This window comes from Mycobacterium sp. H4Y, assembly GCF_000364405.1.
In the GTDB taxonomy this organism is placed as follows: domain Bacteria; phylum Actinomycetota; class Actinomycetes; order Mycobacteriales; family Mycobacteriaceae; genus Mycobacterium; species Mycobacterium intracellulare.
The window spans coordinates 2,425,654-2,441,904 of record NZ_AKIG01000001.1; the positions used below are offsets into that span (position 1 = coordinate 2,425,654).

Consider the following 16,251-nt stretch of genomic DNA (forward strand, 5'->3'; position numbering starts at 1 on the left):
CCCCCGGGGCGTGCACATAACGCCGCCGGGACAGTGTGCTTTTACCCACCAAGAACGGTCGGAATCAACGGGAAGGCGGGCAAGTTACGCGCAACCGTCCAAACGGCCGTCGCGACCACGACGGTCAGCAGCACCGGCCGTGACAGCGGCGATGCGCCGCGCGCGCGGCGAACCACCAGCCACGCGGCCAGCATCGGGATTGCGACCAGGACGAAAACGTTGTCGTGGAGCGCGGCCGCCAGGTCACCGTGCACCACGTCATACGTCATCCGCAGCCCGCCGCAAAACGGGCAGTTCCAGCCGGTGAGCCACCTGAAGGGACACGGCGGATAGATCGACGCGGGATTGTGCGGGTCGGCCAGCGCGACGTAGCCGAGCGCGCCGCCCAGCGCGAGGCCGGTCGCGGCCCCGACGTAGCCGAGATGATGACGCAGACCGTGCGCATCGGCATGCGTGGGTGGCAGGGCGGTCCTCGCGTTGGTCACAGTGCTTCCAGCATGCCAGATGCACCGCGCCCCGACGTCATGAGCGGGTGGTCAGCGGCCCGACAGTCGGTTCCGCAGACGCGAGCCCCATCGCCGCCGGGTTTCCGGTTGATCCGAAATCTTTTCGGCGACGGGCTCTTCCGTAGTGGCTTCTGCGCTTTCGGCTTCCGGTTCCTCGTCTTCCGCCTCGTCGGCGGGTTCCGGTTGCGGCGCTTCGGCTTCCGCCTCGGATTCCGGCTCGTCGAGCTCGAGCTCTTCGGCCTCGGATTCCTCCGCCTCGGCCTCATCGGCCACCGCCTCGGCCTCCGGCTCGTCCGCGTCGCCCTCGGATCCTTCGGCTACCGCCTCGTCGGCTTCCGCTTGCGGCGCTTCGACTTCCGTCGCGACCTCCGGCTCGTCAAGCTCGAGCTCTTCGGCCTCGGATTCCTCCGCCTCGGCCTCGGATTGCTCCGCCTCGGCCTCCGGCTCTCCCGCGTCGCCTGCGGATTCTTCGGCTACCACCTCGTCGGCTTCCGCCTCGTCGGCCGCTTCCCCTTGCGGCGCTTCAGCTTCCGCGGCGGCCTCCGCCTCGTCGAGCTCGACCTCCTCGGCCTCGGATTCCTCCGCCTCGGCCTCGGATTCCTCCGCCTCGGCCTCATCGGCCACCGCCTCGGCCTCCGGCTCTTCGGCTTGTGCCGCGTCGGCGACGGCCGCGGTCCCCACCGCGGATTCGGTCGGCACGTCGTCGTCACCGCCACCCGCCGCGGCCGTCGCACCCGCCGCACCCGCCGTCGCCGCAACGGTCGCCGGCTCCAGTTCGGCGGATTCCTCAACGTATTGGTTTCCGCGCAGGCTCTCGGGATCTTCGCGGCCCCTGGGCGCCGCCATGATGTACACCACGGCCCCGATGAACACGAAAGTCGATGTGAACGAATTGATCCGGATGCCGGCGATGTGGGTGGCGGTGTCGTCGCGCAGCAGCTCGACACAGAAGCGGCCCACGCAATAGCCGGCCACATAGAGCGCGAACAGCCGGCCATGTCCCAGCGTGAATCGCCGGTCCGCATAGATCAGCACGGCGAAAATCAGCAGGTTCCACAGCAATTCGTAGAGGAACGTCGGTTGCACGACGAGTGCCACCTGCCCGGTGGAGATCCCGTCCAGCGAATGCGGGTCGATGTATCCCGAGGGGTCCCGGCGGTAGAAGATCTCCAGCCCCCACGGCAGCGTGGTCTCGCGGCCATAGAGTTCCTGGTTGAAGTAGTTCCCGAGCCGACCGATGGCCTGCGCCAGAATGATTCCCGGGGCGATCGCGTCGGCGAAGGCCGGCAGCGGAATGCCGTGCCGGCGGCAGCCGATCCAGGCGCCCACACCCCCGAGCGCCACCGCACCCCAGATGCCCAGTCCGCCGTCCCAGATCCGGATCGCCGCCCCGAGCCCGGCTCCGCCCGGGCCCCAATAGGTTCGCCAGTCGGTGGCCAGGTGGTAGAGCCGACCACCGATCAACCCGAACGGCACGGTCCACAGCGCGATGTCGTAGATCACCCCACGTTCACCGCCGCGCGCCTCCCAGCGCCGGTCGCCGATCAGCAGGGCGGCCACGATGCCGGCGATGATGAACAGGGCATAGGCCCGGATGGGCAGCGGCCCGACGTGCCAGACGCCCTGCGCCGGACTCGGAAAATAGGCGAGCAACTTCGTCACGACGCGGCCGCCCTTTGACGTACACCGGCGGCGAGTTCCTCAGTGAGTGCGCGCAATGCGGTCAAACCCCCGTCCCCCAGCGCCGACACCAGCGCGGAACCGACAATGACACCGTCGGCGTAGCCGCCGATCTGGGCGGCTTGCTCACCCGACCGCACCCCCAGCCCGACACCGACGGGGATGTCCGATATCTCCTTGACCCTGCCCACCAATTCGGGCGCGGCATTGGACACCACGTCGCGTGCTCCCGTGACGCCCATCGTCGACGCCGCGTAGACAAATCCGCGGGACGCCTCGACCGTCATCGCCAAGCGCTGCGGCGTCGAGGAGGGCGCCACCAGAAATATCCGGTCCAACCGATGCTCCTCGGACGCCGCCAACCACTGCCCGGCTTCGTCGGGGATGAGGTCCGGAGTGATCAGGCCGTACCCGCCGGCCGATGCCAGGTCGCGGGCGAAGGCGTCAATTCCGTAGCGCAACACGGGGTTCCAGTAGGTCATCACCACGGCGTGGCCCCCGGCGGCGCTGATCGCCTCGACCGCGGCCAGGGTGTCGCGGACGCGCACTCCCCCGTGCAGCGCGGCCTCGGTGGCCTTGGCGATGGTCGGGCCGTCCATGCCGGGATCCGAATAGGGCACCCCGACCTCGACGATGTCGCAACCGGATTCGACCAGGGCGACCATCGCGTGCACGGACGTCGTCACATCCGGGTACCCGGTGGGCAGATAGCCGATCAGCGCGGCGCGACCGTCGTCGCGGCACACGTCGAAGATCGGCCCGAGCCTGCTGGCCTCGCTCTGCTTCACGGTCATCGGTCGCTGGATCCCAACAGCCCGAACCACTGCGCGGCCGTCTCGACGTCCTTGTCCCCGCGGCCGGACAGGTTCACCACGATGATCGCGGCCTTCCCCAATTCGGGGGCCACCTTCAGGGCCCCGGCCACCGCGTGCGCGGATTCGATGGCGGGGATGATCCCCTCGGTGCGGCACAGGGTGCGGAATGCCTCCATCGCTTCGGAGTCGGTGATGGGCCGGTACTCGGCGCGTCCGCTCTCGCGCAGCCACGCGTGTTCCGGACCCACCCCCGGGTAGTCGAGACCCGCTGAGATGGAATGGGATTCGATGGTCTGCCCGTCGGAGTCCTGCAGCAGGTAGGAGAACGATCCCTGGAACGCCCCGGGGGAACCGCCGCTGAAGGTCGCGGCGTGCCTTCCGGTTTCGACGCCGTCGCCGGCCGCCTCGAAGCCGATCAGCCGCACGCCGGGATCGTCGATGAACGGGTGGAAGATGCCGATGGCGTTCGATCCGCCACCGATGCAGGCCAGCACCGCGTCGGGCAGCCGGCCCGCCTGCGCCTGGATCTGGGCGCGCGCCTCGAGGCCGATGATGCGCTGAAAGTCGCGCACCATGGCGGGAAAGGGATGGGGCCCCGCCGCCGTGCCGAAGCAGTAGAAGGTGTTGTCGGCATTGGTAACCCAATCCCGGAACGCTTCATTGATGGCGTCCTTGAGCGTCCTCGAACCGCTCTGGACCGAGACGACCGTGGCTCCCAGCAAGCGCATCCGGGCCACGTTGAGCGCCTGGCGTTCGGTGTCGACGGCGCCCATGTAGATCACACACTCCAGGCCGAGCAGGGCGCACGCGGTGGCGGTCGCCACGCCGTGCTGACCGGCCCCGGTCTCGGCGATCACCCGCTTCTTGCCCATCCGCTGAGCGAGCAGCGCCTGGCCGAGCACGTTGTTGATCTTGTGAGAACCGGTGTGGTTCAGGTCTTCTCGCTTGAGGAAGATGCGGGCGCCGGCCTGCTCGGACAGCCGCGGCGCCTCATACAGCGGTGACGGCCGCCCCGCGTAATGCGCCTGCAGATAGTCCAGCGTGTCCAGGAAATCCTGGTTGACGCGCTCCTTCTCGTAGGCCGCGGTGACCTCTTCGATCACGGCCATCAACGCCTCGGCGACGTAGCGGCCGCCGTACACACCGAAATGGCCACCCGCATCGGGTTCGTGGCGGGTGGGTTCGGCGATGGCTGCGCTCGGAAGCGGAAGGTCCGGGCGGGACAGATCCACCATCACCAAGGCTCTACGCGGGGATGGCTCATGGGGTTCAACGTTACAGCGAAGGGGCTCTTCAGTGACGCAGCGACTAGCGAGAAGGTTTCGGACAGGACGGATGGGTGCCCGCGGTGACCAGATCGGCGACCGCGGCGCGCGGGTCACCACTTTTGACCAGACCTTCGCCCACCAACACGGCGTCGGCACCCGCACCGGCGTACGCCAGCAGGTCTGCGGTACCGCGCACACCGGATTCGGCGATCCTGATCACGTTGCTGGGCAGCCCGGGAGCGATGCGCGCGAAGCAATCCCGGTCCACCGCCAGCGTGGCCAGATCGCGGGCGTTGACGCCGATTACGTTGGCCCCGGCCTTGAGCGCGCGGTCGGCCTCCTCTTCGGTGTGCACCTCGACGAGTGCCGTCATGCCCAGCGATTCGGTGCGGTCCAGCATCGACACCAACGCCGACTGCTCCAGCGCGGCGACGATGAGCAACAACATGTCGGCGCCGTGCGCACGCGCTTCGTGGATCTGATAGGGCTGCACCACAAAGTCTTTGCGCAAAATCGGTATCGAGACCGCCGCCCGAACCGCGTCGAGATCGTCGAGCGAACCGTGAAAGCGGCGCTCCTCGGTCAAGACGCTGATGATGCGCGCGCCGCCGTCCTCGTACGCCCTGGCCAGTTTGGCCGGATCGGCAATGGTCGCCAGGGAACCCGCCGACGGGCTGGCGCGCTTGACTTCGGCGATGACGCCGATTCCGGGCTCGCGCAGGGCGGCCATCACGTCGCGGGGCGGCGGCGCGGCCGCCGCGGCGGCCTTGATCTCGGACAGGCTGATGAGGGCTTCGCGCGCGGCAACGTCGGCCCGGACTCCCTCGAGGATGGAGTCAAGCACGGTTGCCGGACTCATGCCTGTCGTTTCCCTTCGCCCTGTCGCCCCGCTGTCATCCCACGGCCACTCGGTTGTCCCCGGCCGATTGCGACGACGTCAATGAAGGGTAGCGGCCCGCGGCTTGCGGCCCGTCACCGACCCTCGGTGTCAGACTCGCTCGGCGCATCGGTTGGGTCACGCCCCTCGTCAAGCGCGTCCCAGATCATCCGCTCCGACATTTCCGGCGTCTGTCGCCCCTCCAGCATCGCCCCGGAGGCGTCGTCGCGTCGGGCAATCGAGCGGCGCGTCGCCGGCGTCGTGTACTTGATGGCGCTGGATCGGGCCGACCCGGAGTCCGACGCGGACCGCATCAGCAGGACGGCCGCGATCAGGGCGCACGCGGCGGCGGCCACCGTGACCCCGGCGCCCCAGTACCGTCGCTCGCTCCCTACCAGCGACATCACCGAGACGTGCGCCAGCTCGGCGCCGCGGACCGCCACGTCGGGCAGCACCCACAGGCTGACGCCCAGGTAACCGACCGCCAGGCTGGCCAGCGCCAGCAACCCCGCCAGCGCGCGCAGCGGCCAGCCCCGCACGGCGATGGCGGCGACGGCCGCGGCCAGCAGCAGCATCGCCAACGGCAGCAGCGCCGTCGACCACGCCCCGCCGGACAACGTCACCTCCTTGGGTGGCCCCAGCCCGTCGAACGACCGGATCACCACCCAGGGCAGGCGCGAGGCCGCCCACAGCGCGCCCGCGGCCACCACCAGCGTCGCCTGGGCGATGCGGATCAACCAGGGACTGTTCAGGGGGCGCCCCGAGGCGTCAGCCATCGCGGCCGGCCCCCGGCTCGGTCAGCGTCTCGGCCGCTGCGATCGCGCTGAGCACCGCGCGCGCCTTGTTGGTCGCCTCGGTGTATTCGTAGGGGCCGTTGGAGTCGGCGACCACCCCGCCCCCGGACTGCACGTAGGCGGTGCCGGCGCGCATCAGGGCGGTGCGGATGGCGATCGCGAAGTCGGCGTTGCCGGCGAAGTCCAGGTAGCCGACCACGCCGCCGTACAGGCCGCGGCGCGTCTTCTCCACCTCCTCGATCAGCTCCATGGCCCGCACCTTCGGCGCGCCCGACAGCGTGCCGGCCGGGAAGCAGGCCGTGACCGCGTCCAGGGCGGTCCGGCCCTCGCCGAGCAGCCCGGTCACCGTCGACACCAAATGCATGACGTGGCTATAGCGTTCGATGTGGCTGTAGTCCTCGACGCGGACGGTGCCCGGCGCGCACACCCGGCCGAGATCGTTGCGGCCCAGATCGACCAGCATCAAATGCTCGGCGCGTTCCTTCTCGTCGGCCAGCAGCTCCTTTTCCAGCAGCTGATCCTCTTCGTCGGTGTCCCCGCGCCAGCGGGTTCCGGCGATCGGATGGGTGGTCGCGACGCCGTCGGCGACGGTGACCAGCGCCTCCGGGCTCGACCCGACGATCGAAAAGTCCGTTCCCCCAGCGTCATTCGGCACGTGCAGCAGGTACATGTAGGGGCTCGGGTTGGTCACCCGCAGCATCCGGTACACGTCGATCGGGTCGACGGCGGTGTCCATTTCGAACCGCTGCGAGGGCACCACCTGAAAGGCCTCACCCGCGGCGATCTGCTCGACGAGGTAGTCGACGATCTTCCCGTACTCCTCGACGCTGCGCTGCGCGCGGTAGCGCGGCTCGGGCCGGTCGAACGTGGCGACGGTCGACGACAGCGGCTGGCCCAGCGCCGCGGTCATCACGTCCAGCCGGGCGACCGCGTCGTCGTAGGCCTCGTCGACCCGCTCGTCGGTCCCGTTCCAGTTCACGGCGTTGGCGATCAGCGTGATGGTGCCCTCGTGGTGATCCACCGCCGCCACATCGGTGGCCAGCAGCAACAACATGTCCGGCAGGCCCAGGTCGTCGACGGCCAGCTCGGGCAGCCGCTCCAGGCGCCGCACCAGGTCGTAGGCGAAGAACCCGACCATGCCGCCCGACAGCGGCGGCAGACCCGCCAGCGGCCCGGTGGCCAGCAGCTCGAGGGTGGCCCGCAGGGCCCGCAGCGGGTCGCCTCCGGTGGGCGCGTCCTGCGGCACCACGCCGAGCCAGATCGCCTCGCCGTCGCGCACGGTCAGCGCCGAGGGCGCTCCGGCGCCGATGAACGACCACCGCGACCAGGAGCGGCCGTGCTCGGCCGACTCCAGCAGAAAGGTGCCCGGGCGGTTGGCGGCGAGTTTGCGGTAGGCCGACAGCGGCGTCTCGCTGTCGGCCAACACCTTGCGGGTCACCGGGACCACGCGGTGCTCGGCGGCCAGCTGGCGGAAATCCTCTCGTGAGGTCGTCGCGGCGAGGTGGGCGTGCACCGACCCATCCTCCCAGACGCGGGCGGACGGCTCGCGCGCGTAGCGTGTCCGCCATGAAACCTGGTGAGACCGTCGCCGACTTCGAACTGCCCGACCAGACGGGCACGCCGCGCAAGCTCAGCGAATTGCTGTCCAGCGGGCCCGTCGTGCTGTTCTTCTACCCCGCGGCGATGACGCCCGGCTGCACCAAGGAAGCGTGCCATTTCCGCGACCTGGCCGCCGAATTCGCCGCGGTCGGGGCCAACCGGGTGGGGATCAGCGCCGACCCGGTGGACAAGCAGGCCAAGTTCGCCGACCTGCGGAAGTTCGACTACCCGCTGCTGTCGGACACCGACGGCACCGTCGCCGCCCAATTCGGCGTCAAGCGCGGCCTGCTGGGCAAGCTGATGCCGGTCAAGCGCACCACGTTCGTCATCGACACCGACCGCACGGTGCTCGACGTGATCTCCAGCGAGTTCAACATGGACACCCACGCCGACAAGGCGCTGGCGACGCTGCGCGCCCGGTCCTAGCGGCGGCCCTCAGGGGCTGATCGCCAGGAAGACGTAGGCGGCCAGCAGCACCAGATGCACCTCGCCCTGCAGCCGGGTGGCCCGCCCGGGTACCACGGTCAGCATGCTGATCACCACGGTCAGCGCGAGCAGCACCAGCTGGATGGGGCCGAGGCCGAGCACCAGCGGCCCTTTGAGCCAGATCGACGCCAGCGCGATCGTCGGGATGGTGAGCCCGATGCTGGCCATCGCCGAGCCGTACGCCAGGTTCAGGCTGATCTGGATGCGGCCCTTTCGCGCCGACCGGGCGGCCGCGAGCGTCTCGGGCAGCAGCACCAGCGCCGCGATGATCACACCCACGAACGACTGCGGCAGACCCGCCACCATGACAGCGTGTTCCACGGCCGGCGACTCCTCCTCGGCCAGGCCGACCACCGCCACCAGGGCGCAGAGCAGCAGCACCAGGCTGCTCAGCGCCTGCCGCCTGCTGGGCGGATCCGCGTGGCTCTCGTCCTCGAACACGCGCTTTTGGCCCCGCTGCGCGATCGGCAGGAAGAAGTCGCGGTGCCGCACGGTCTGGGTGAACACGAACAGCAGGTACACCAAGAGCGTGGCGATCGCGGCGAAGGCGAGCTGGCTCGAGGTGAACTCCTTGCCCGGATGCCCGGTGGTGAAGGCCGGCAGGACCAGGCTCAGCGTGGCCACCGTGGTGACTGTGGCCAGCGCGGCCCCGGCGCCCTCGGCGTTGAACAGCGTCACGCCGTAGCGCCGCGACCCGAGCAGCAGCGACAAACCGGCGATCCCGTTGGTGGTGATCATCAGCGCGGCGAACGCGGTGTCCCTGGCCAGCGTCGCGGCCTCGTTGCCGCCGGAGGTCATCAGGGCGACGATGAGGGCCACTTCGATGATGGTGACCGCGGCCGCGAGGATCAGCGACCCGAACGGCTCGCCGACCCGGTGCGCGACCACCTCCGCGTGATGCACCGCGGCGACCACGGCACCGACGAGAAACAGCGCGGCCACCGCGACCAGCACCGGTCCCAGCTTCTCGCCCCAGATCACTGCCAGCACGACGACGGCAAGCACCGGAACCACCACGTTCCAGGACAAGACGTCCCGGGACACCCATTTCGACATTGCCCGCCATTCTTGTCGAAGTCACGCGCCCGCGCCCGCCGAAAGTGACGCGGGCCACGCGCTAGCGCTCCGGTTGCAGCAGCGCGTCGGCGTCGAAGCAGCTGTGATCGCCGGTGTGGCAGGCGCCGCCGACCTGGTCGACGGTCAGCAGCACGGTGTCCCCGTCGCAGTCCAATCGCACCGAGTGGACGTATTGGGTGTGGCCGGAGGTCGCGCCCTTCACCCACTGTTCGCGCCGCGACCGCGAATAGTACGTCGCCTCACGGGTTTCCAGGGTGCGGGCCAGGGCCGCGTCGTCCATCCACGCGACCATCAGCACGTCGCCGCTCCCGCGCTCCTGCACGACGGCGGCGATCAGGCCGTCGGCGTTGCGCTTCAGGCGCGCGGCGATCCGCGGGTCGAGCGTCATCGAACGGTGATCCCCTCTTTGGCCATGGCCGCCTTCACCTGCCCGATGGTCAGCTCCCGGAAGTGGAACACGCTGGCCGCCAACACCGCATCGGCGCCGGCCGCGATCGCGGGTGCGAAGTGCTCGGCCGCCCCGGCTCCGCCGCTGGCGATGACGGGCACGGTGACCGCCGAGCGCACCGCCTGCAGCATCTCGAGGTCGAACCCCGCCTTGGTGCCGTCGGCGTCCATCGAGTTCAGCAGGATCTCCCCCACCCCCAAATCGGCTCCGCGGGAAGCCCATTCGACGGCGTCGAGCCCGGTACCGCGGCGCCCGCCGTGGGTGGTGACCTCCCAGCCCGACGGGGTGGGCACCGAGCCCGGCGGCACCGTGCGCGCATCGACGGAGAGCACGATGCATTGGGATCCGAACTGCCGCGCCATCTCGGCCAGCAGCTCGGGCCGGGCGATCGCGGCGGTGTTGATCGAGACCTTGTCCGCCCCGGCGCGCAACAACACGTCGACGTCGGCCACGGTGCGCACCCCGCCGCCGACGGTCAGCGGGATGAAGACCTGCTCGGCCGTGCGCCGTACCACGTCCAGCATCGTGGTTCGTCCCGACGACGACGCGGTCACGTCGAGAAAGGTGAGCTCGTCGGCGCCCTCGGCGTCATAGGCGGCCGCGAGTTCCACGGGATCGCCTGCGTCCCGGAGGTTTTCGAAGTTGACCCCCTTGACCACGCGCCCGCCGTCGACGTCCAGGCACGGGATCACCCGGACCGCGAGGCCGCTGTGGTTGGCGTGCATGTCAGTAGTCCTCCGGTCGGCCGGTGCTGCGCAAAAGGTCGAGGATCTCGGCGTGCGCGGCGGGGCCCGCCGCCAGCGCGGAATCCGACGCGGGGCTCCAGGGCTCGCCGGCCAGGTCGGTGACGACACCGCCGGCGGCCCGCACCAACGCGACCCCGGCGGCGTGGTCCCACACGTGGCCGCCGAAACTGATTGCCGCGCCCAGGATTCCGTCGGCAACGTAGGCGAGGTCGAGGCCGGTGGAACCGTGCATGCGCAACCGCGACGAGACCCGGCTGAGATTCTCCAGCACCGCGATCCGGTAGCGGCCCGGGAACCGGCCCCGGGCGTCCGCGCTGAACGATCCCGCGCCGACGAGGGCGTCGGACAGGTCGATGGCCGCCAGTGGCGGCTGCGGGATCCCGTTCTTGCGCAACGGTCCACCCGACACCGCGGTGTAGCGCTGGTCCATGAACGGCAACCAGGTCAGCCCGGCCACCGGGTCGCCGTGGTGCAGCAGCCCGAGCAGGATCCCGGCCATCGGTGACCCGGCCGCATAGTTGAAGGTGCCGTCGACGGGGTCGAGCACCCATACCCAGGGTGAATCGACGGCCGAGCCGCCGAATTCCTCGCCGTGGACGCCGATTCCGGTCGCTTCGGTCAGCGCGGCGACCACCTGACGCTCGATCGCGAGGTCCACGTCGGTGGCGAAGTCGTTGCCCTTCTTGCGCACCGCGGAGTCGGCTCGGTGACCGGCGAGGAAGGGTTCGGTGGCGTCGTCGAGGATTGCCGATGCCGTCTCGACCAACGCGTCCAAGTCCATGCCGCTGTTACTCTCCGACCGCGGCCAGCGCCTGCGGCAGCGTGAATCGCCCGGCGTAGAGGGCCTTGCCGACGATGGCGCCCTCGACGCCGCGGCCGGTCAGGGTGGCGATGGCGCGCAGGTCGTCCAGGCTGGACACCCCGCCCGACGCGATCACCGGGACGTCGGTGCGGTCGGCGACGGCCGCCAGCAGCTCCAGGTTGGGGCCGCCCAGCGTGCCGTCCTTGGTGACGTCGGTGACCACGAACCGCGAACACCCTTCGCGGTCAAGGCGTTCCAGCACCTCCCACAGGTCACCGCCATCGGTCTCCCAGCCGCGTCCCCGCAGCCGGTGGGTGCCGCCCGGATGGGTTTTGTCGATCTGGACGTCGAGCCCCACGGCGACCTTGTCCCCGTGCTCGCCGATCGCCCGCGCGCACCACTGCGGGTTCTCCAGCGCCGCCGTGCCCAGGTTGACCCGGGCGCAGCCGGTGGCCAACGCCGCCGCCAGCGAGTCGTCGTCGCGGATCCCCCCGGAGAGCTCCACCTGCACGTCGAGCTTGCCGACCACCTCGGCGAGCAGTTCACGGTTGGAGCCGCGCCCGAACGCCGCGTCCAGATCGACCAGATGGATCCATTCGGCGCCGTCGCGTTGCCAAGTCAGAGCGGCGTCGAGCGCCGAGCCGTATTCGGTTTCACTGCCCGCCTTGCCCTGCACCAGACGCACGGCGCGGCCGTCGACCACGTCGACCGCGGGCAACAAGATCAACACGCTTTCTCCTTCACGCCGAGACTGCAACTGGCTGCGGGTCCCCTCGGCGTTTGTGTCGTGGAATACAGTTTCGCGGAAGCCATCACAGTGCCTGGACCCAATTGCTCAAGACGGCCGCGCCGGCATCTCCGCTTTTCTCCGGGTGAAACTGGGTGGCCGACAACGGCCCTTCCTCGACCGCGGCCAGGAAAGGCCCCTCGTGGGTGGCCCAGGTCAGCACCGCATCGGGCGATCCCTCCCACTGCTGGGCGGCGTAGGAGTGCACGAAGTAGAACCGGGTGTCCGCGTCGAGCCCCTTGAACAGGACGCTGCCGGGCCCGGAATCGACGACGTTCCAACCCATGTGCGGGATCACCGGCGCCTGCAGCCGCGTCACGTATCCCGGCCACTGCCCGCACCCTTCGGTCTCCACGCTGAACTCGACGCCGCGGGCGAACAGGATCTGCATCCCGACGCACACGCCCAGCACCGGACGCCCGGCCGCGACCCGATCGGCGATGATGCGGTCCCCGTTGATCGTGCGCAGCCCCGTCATGCAGGCCTCGTACGCGCCGACGCCGGGCACCACCAGGCCGTCGGCCGCGGCCGCGGCTCCGGCGTCGGCGGTCACCTCGACCGACGCACCGACCCGCTCGAGGGCGCGCTGAGCCGACCGCAGGTTGCCCGAGCCGTAATCGAGGACAACAACCGATTTCTTTGTCACAGAACACCTTTGGTGGACGGCACGCCCGACACCCGGGGGTCGGGCTCCACCGCCTGGCGCAGCGCGCGGGCCACGGCCTTGTACTCGGCCTCGGTGATGTGGTGCGGGTCGCGCCCATACAGAACGCGGACGTGCAGCGCGATGCGCGCGTTCATGGCGAGCGACTCGAACACGTGCCGGTTGATGACGGTGTGATAGGGCACCGAATTGCCGGCGATCGTGGTGTGCTGCAGGTGATCCGGCTCCCCGCTGTGCACACAGTAGGGCCGGCCGGACACGTCGACCGCCGCGTGGGCCAGCGTCTCGTCCATCGGGATGAAGGCGTCCCCGAACCGGCGGATGCCCCGCTTGTCGCCCAGGGCCTGGCCGAGCGCCTGCCCCAGCGCGATGGCGGTGTCCTCGATGGTGTGATGGCCCTCGATCTCGACGTCACCCTTGGTGCGCACCGTCAGGTCGAAGCTGGCGTGACTGCCCAGCGCGGTAAGCATGTGGTCGTAGAACGGCACCCCGGTGTCGACGTCGACCTGGCCGGTGCCGTCGAGGTCGAGGTCGATGACGATGTCGGATTCCTTGGTGCGGCGCTCGACGCGCGCACGGCGGGCGGCTTTGTCGGTGTTGACGGCGGTCATGGCGCTCCTACGTTGACGGGGGCCGGCTCGGTGGCGGCGATCTGGGCGCTGGCCCGCAGGAAGGCGTCGTTCTCCTCGACCAGGCCGGTGGTGACCCGTAGATAGCCGGGGATTCCGACATCGCGGATCAGGACGCCGGCATCCAGATAGCGCTGCCAGGTGGCCGGCGCGTCGGCGAACTCCCCGAACAGCACGAAGTTGGCGTCGCTGGGGATCACCCGAAAACCCAGGCGGGTCAACGCCGCCCCCACGCGTTCGCGCTCGGCGATGAGCGCCGCGACGCTGCCCAGCGTGTCGTCGGCGTGCCGCAGCGCGGCGCGCGCGGCGGCTTGGGTGACCGACGACAGGTGATACGGCAGCCGCACCAGCAGCATCGCGTCGATCACCGCCGGCGTGGCGATCAGATAGCCGAGCCGTCCCCCGGCGAAGGCGAACGCCTTGCTCATGGTGCGCGAGACGATGAGCTTGGTCGGATACTCCCCCACCAGCGCCACCGCGCTGGGCTCCGACGAGAATTCGCCGTAGGCCTCGTCGACGATCAGGATGCCGGGCACCACGTCGAGCAGCCGCCGCAGATCCGGCAGCGAAACACTCTGCCCGGACGGGTTGTTCGGGCTGGCGACGAACACCACGTCGGGTTGGCGGTCGGTGATGGCGGCGACGGCGGCCTCGACGTCCAGGCTGAAGTCGTCGGCCCGGGCGGCCTGCAACCATTCGGTGCGGGTGCCGTCGGAGATGATCGGGTGCATCGAGTAGGAGGGAACGAACCCGATCGCCGTGCGCCCCGGGCCGCCGAACGCCTGCAGCAGTTGCTGCAGGATCTCGTTGGAACCGTTTGCCGCCCAGAGGTTTTCGACCCCGAGTGCAACGCCGGTCTGGGCGCTGAGGTATTCGGCCAGATCGGTCCGCAGGGCGACCGCGTCGCGGTCGGGGTAGCGGTGCAGGTCGGCGGCGGCGTCGGCGACCGAGCGCACCACGTCGTCCACCAGCGCCTTGCTGGGCGGGTGCGGGTTCTCGTTGGTGTTCAGCCGCACCGGGACCGCCAATTGCGGTGCGCCATAGGGCGACTTGCCACGCAGGTCGTCGCGCAGCGGCAGGTCGTCCAGTGTCGGTTGCCGCGGCCCGGTCATCGCTCGAACCTCCGCCGTACCGCCTCGCCGTGCGCCGGCAGGTCCTCGGCCTCGGCGAGCGTGATCACGTGCCCGGACACGTCTTTGAGCGCCGCCTCGGTGTAGTCGACGACGTGGATGCCGCGCAGGAAGGTCTGCACGGACAGGCCGCTGGAATGCCGCGCGCAGCCGGCGGTCGGCAGGACGTGATTGGATCCGGCGCAGTAGTCCCCGAGGCTCACCGGCGCATACGGGCCGACGAAAATGGCTCCCGCCGCGCGTATTCGCCCGGCCACGCTCGCCGCGTCGGCGGTCTGGATCTCCAGGTGTTCGGCGGCGTAGGCGTTGACGACCTTGACGCCGGCGTCCACGTCGTCGACCAGGATGATCGCCGACTGACGCCCGCCCAGGGCGGCGGTCACCCGCTCGCGGTGCACGGTCGTCCGCAACTGGGCGGCCAGTTCCTTGTCGGTGGCCGCGGCCAGGTCTTCGCTGGGGGTCACCAGCACGCTGCCGGCCATCTCGTCGTGTTCGGCCTGGCTAATCATGTCGGCGGCCACGTGTGCGGGGTCGGCGGTGTTATCGGCCAGGATCGCGATCTCCGTCGGCCCGGCCTCGGCGTCGATGCCGACCCGCGAACGGCACAGCCGCTTGGCGGCGGTGACGTAGATGTTGCCCGGCCCGGTGATCATGTCGACAGGCGCCAACTCGGCGTCTGCCCCCGGCGACGATGCGGATCGTGCGCGATCCGAGGAGAAGCCGGGCCATTCGGCCCCGGTATCGGTGCCGCCGTAGGCCAGCAGCGCCACCGCCTGCGCGCCGCCGACGGCCCACACCTCGTCGACGCCCAGCAGCCGGGCCGCTGCCAGGATGGTCGGGTGCGGCAGGCCGCCGAACTGGGCCTGCGGCGGGCTGGCCACCACCAGCGAGGCGACGCCGGCGGCCTGCGCCGGCACCACGTTCATCACGACGCTGGACGGGTAGACGGCGTTGCCGCCGGGCACGTAGAGGCCCACCCGCTCGACCGGTACCCACCGCTCGGTGACCGTCGCGCCCGGGCCGAGCGTCGTCGTCACGTCGGTGCGGCGCTGGTCGGCGTGCACCGCGCGGGTGCGCTCGATCATCACGCGCAGGGCCTCGGCGACCGCCGCGTCCAGTTCGGCCAGGGCCTTCTCGAGCGCCTCCGCGGGCACCCGGACGGCCGGGGGCCGCACCCCGTCGAAGGACTCCCCGAATTCGAGGGCGGCCTCGGCGCCGCGCTCCGCGACGGCCTGCACGATCGGGCGCACCTTGGGCAGCACCGCCTCCACGTCGGCACCGCCACGCGGCAGCGCCGCCCGCAAACGGGCAGCCGTCAATTCCGCGCCCCGCAGGTCGATACGGGCCATCGGCGACGGTCGGATGGTGCTCACGGTGTCCATTGTCCCAGAGGAACTCAAATCGATATCCGACCGGTAGTGTGCCGGTGAAGAGGCCATGCCCCGCGCTGAAATGACGCTGAGACGATAGAGCCGACCCAGGGAGCCGCCATGTCCGCCAAGGATCACCCCAACAACGCCCCCGGCGTCCCGATGGTCTTCCCGCCCTGGTTCGAGCGCTTCCAGATCAAGTACTTCAACCCGGCGGTCAAGCCGATCGTGCGCTACCTGCCCGGCACCGCGACGATCAAGCACCGTGGCCGTACCTCCGGCAAGCCCTACGAGACCATCGTGACCACGTACCGCAAGGGCAACACCCTGGCGATCGCGCTGGGCCACGGCAAGACGAACTGGGTGAAGAACGTGCTGGCCGCGGGCGAGGCGGACGTGGAGTTGAGCCGCAACCGCGTGCTCCACCTCATCAACCCGCGGATCCTGCCCGCCGGCTCCGACGGCCCCGACGTCCAAGGGCTGCCGGCGTTGGCGCGCATGCAGCTGCGCCGGATCGGGGTTTTCGTCGCCGACATCGCCTGAGACCGGGGCGCGCCGAGTTTGAGTGTGCGC

At 70.1% G+C, this 16,251-nt stretch carries 18 protein-coding genes; 2 read left to right on the top strand and 16 right to left on the bottom strand.

Annotated features, from left to right (window positions below; translation table 11 throughout):
• Nucleotides 1-41 precede the first annotated feature (41 nt).
• From W7U_RS10600 to W7U_RS10630, 7 genes are all read right to left on the bottom strand, one after another.
• Nucleotides 42-485, bottom strand: a complete 444-nt coding sequence (locus tag W7U_RS10600) for a DUF2752 domain-containing protein (protein WP_008257750.1) — start codon at nt 483-485, stop codon at nt 42-44.
• Nucleotides 486-536: 51 nt separating this feature from the next.
• Entirely contained in the window at nt 537-2,168 is a 1,632-nt protein-coding gene (locus W7U_RS10605; protein ID WP_008257752.1) for a prolipoprotein diacylglyceryl transferase, read from the bottom strand.
• A complete protein-coding gene (trpA, locus tag W7U_RS10610) occupies nt 2,165-2,980 on the bottom strand; it encodes a tryptophan synthase subunit alpha (protein ID WP_008257755.1) in 816 nt (271 codons plus the stop codon). Before trpA ends, W7U_RS10605 begins: the two co-directional genes overlap by 4 nt.
• Nucleotides 2,977-4,239 (bottom strand): tryptophan synthase subunit beta, encoded by a 1,263-nt coding sequence (gene trpB, locus W7U_RS10615; RefSeq protein WP_176476830.1) that lies wholly within the window; start codon nt 4,237-4,239, stop codon nt 2,977-2,979. The genes trpA and trpB overlap by 4 nt, the downstream gene beginning before the upstream one ends.
• Nucleotides 4,240-4,309: 70 nt before the next feature.
• Nucleotides 4,310-5,128 (bottom strand): indole-3-glycerol phosphate synthase TrpC, encoded by an 819-nt coding sequence (gene trpC / locus W7U_RS10620; RefSeq protein ID WP_008257758.1) that lies wholly within the window; start codon nt 5,126-5,128, stop codon nt 4,310-4,312.
• Between the two features lie 113 nt (nt 5,129-5,241).
• Nucleotides 5,242-5,922 carry a TIGR02234 family membrane protein gene (locus W7U_RS10625; RefSeq protein WP_008257759.1) on the bottom strand — a complete coding sequence of 227 codons (681 nt, stop codon included), beginning with the start codon at nt 5,920-5,922 and terminating at the stop codon, nt 5,242-5,244.
• Nucleotides 5,915-7,453, bottom strand: coding sequence for an anthranilate synthase component I (locus tag W7U_RS10630; RefSeq protein ID WP_008257760.1), 1,539 nt, complete (start codon nt 7,451-7,453; stop codon nt 5,915-5,917). The genes W7U_RS10625 and W7U_RS10630 overlap by 8 nt, the downstream gene beginning before the upstream one ends.
• Before the next feature lie 53 nt (nt 7,454-7,506).
• Here W7U_RS10630 and W7U_RS10635 point away from each other — a divergent pair, with 53 nt between their 5' ends.
• Nucleotides 7,507-7,965, top strand: coding sequence for a peroxiredoxin (locus W7U_RS10635; protein WP_008257761.1), 459 nt, complete (start codon nt 7,507-7,509; stop codon nt 7,963-7,965).
• Nucleotides 7,966-7,974: 9 nt separating this feature from the next.
• On the opposite strand, the gene W7U_RS10640 is transcribed toward W7U_RS10635, so the two are convergent.
• The 9 genes from W7U_RS10640 to hisD all read right to left on the bottom strand — a co-directional run bounded on the left by W7U_RS10640 (nt 7,975) and on the right by hisD (nt 15,690).
• Complete coding sequence (locus W7U_RS10640; protein WP_008257762.1) at nt 7,975-9,081, bottom strand: calcium:proton antiporter; 1,107 nt, start codon at nt 9,079-9,081, stop codon at nt 7,975-7,977.
• A gap of 61 nt (nt 9,082-9,142) precedes the next feature.
• Nucleotides 9,143-9,490 carry a phosphoribosyl-AMP cyclohydrolase gene (hisI, locus tag W7U_RS10645; protein ID WP_008257763.1) on the bottom strand — a complete coding sequence of 116 codons (348 nt, stop codon included), beginning with the start codon at nt 9,488-9,490 and terminating at the stop codon, nt 9,143-9,145.
• Nucleotides 9,487-10,275, bottom strand: coding sequence for an imidazole glycerol phosphate synthase subunit HisF (hisF, locus tag W7U_RS10650; protein ID WP_008257764.1), 789 nt, complete (start codon nt 10,273-10,275; stop codon nt 9,487-9,489). Before hisF ends, hisI begins: the two co-directional genes overlap by 4 nt.
• A 1-nt stretch (nt 10,276) precedes the next feature.
• Nucleotides 10,277-11,077, bottom strand: a complete 801-nt coding sequence (locus tag W7U_RS10655; protein WP_008257765.1) for an inositol monophosphatase family protein — start codon at nt 11,075-11,077, stop codon at nt 10,277-10,279.
• A gap of 7 nt (nt 11,078-11,084) precedes the next feature.
• Nucleotides 11,085-11,828, bottom strand: a complete 744-nt coding sequence (gene priA, locus W7U_RS10660) for a bifunctional 1-(5-phosphoribosyl)-5-((5-phosphoribosylamino)methylideneamino)imidazole-4-carboxamide isomerase/phosphoribosylanthranilate isomerase PriA (protein WP_008257766.1) — start codon at nt 11,826-11,828, stop codon at nt 11,085-11,087.
• A gap of 82 nt (nt 11,829-11,910) precedes the next feature.
• Nucleotides 11,911-12,531: an imidazole glycerol phosphate synthase subunit HisH gene (hisH, locus tag W7U_RS10665; protein WP_008257767.1), complete on the bottom strand. Its 621-nt coding sequence runs from the start codon at nt 12,529-12,531 to the stop codon at nt 11,911-11,913.
• Nucleotides 12,528-13,160, bottom strand: coding sequence for an imidazoleglycerol-phosphate dehydratase HisB (gene hisB / locus W7U_RS10670; RefSeq protein WP_008257768.1), 633 nt, complete (start codon nt 13,158-13,160; stop codon nt 12,528-12,530). The genes hisH and hisB overlap by 4 nt, the downstream gene beginning before the upstream one ends.
• Complete coding sequence (locus W7U_RS10675) at nt 13,157-14,290, bottom strand: histidinol-phosphate transaminase (protein ID WP_008257769.1); 1,134 nt, start codon at nt 14,288-14,290, stop codon at nt 13,157-13,159. Before W7U_RS10675 ends, hisB begins: the two co-directional genes overlap by 4 nt.
• Complete coding sequence (gene hisD / locus W7U_RS10680) at nt 14,287-15,690, bottom strand: histidinol dehydrogenase (protein WP_008257770.1); 1,404 nt, start codon at nt 15,688-15,690, stop codon at nt 14,287-14,289. The genes W7U_RS10675 and hisD overlap by 4 nt, the downstream gene beginning before the upstream one ends.
• Before the next feature lie 108 nt (nt 15,691-15,798).
• Between hisD and W7U_RS10685 the strand changes: the two genes are divergently transcribed.
• The gene (locus tag W7U_RS10685; protein ID WP_008257780.1) at nt 15,799-16,221 is read left to right on the top strand and encodes a nitroreductase family deazaflavin-dependent oxidoreductase; all 423 of its coding nucleotides are present in this window, start codon (nt 15,799-15,801) and stop codon (nt 16,219-16,221) included.
• The last annotated feature ends 30 nt before the right edge of the window (nt 16,222-16,251 follow it).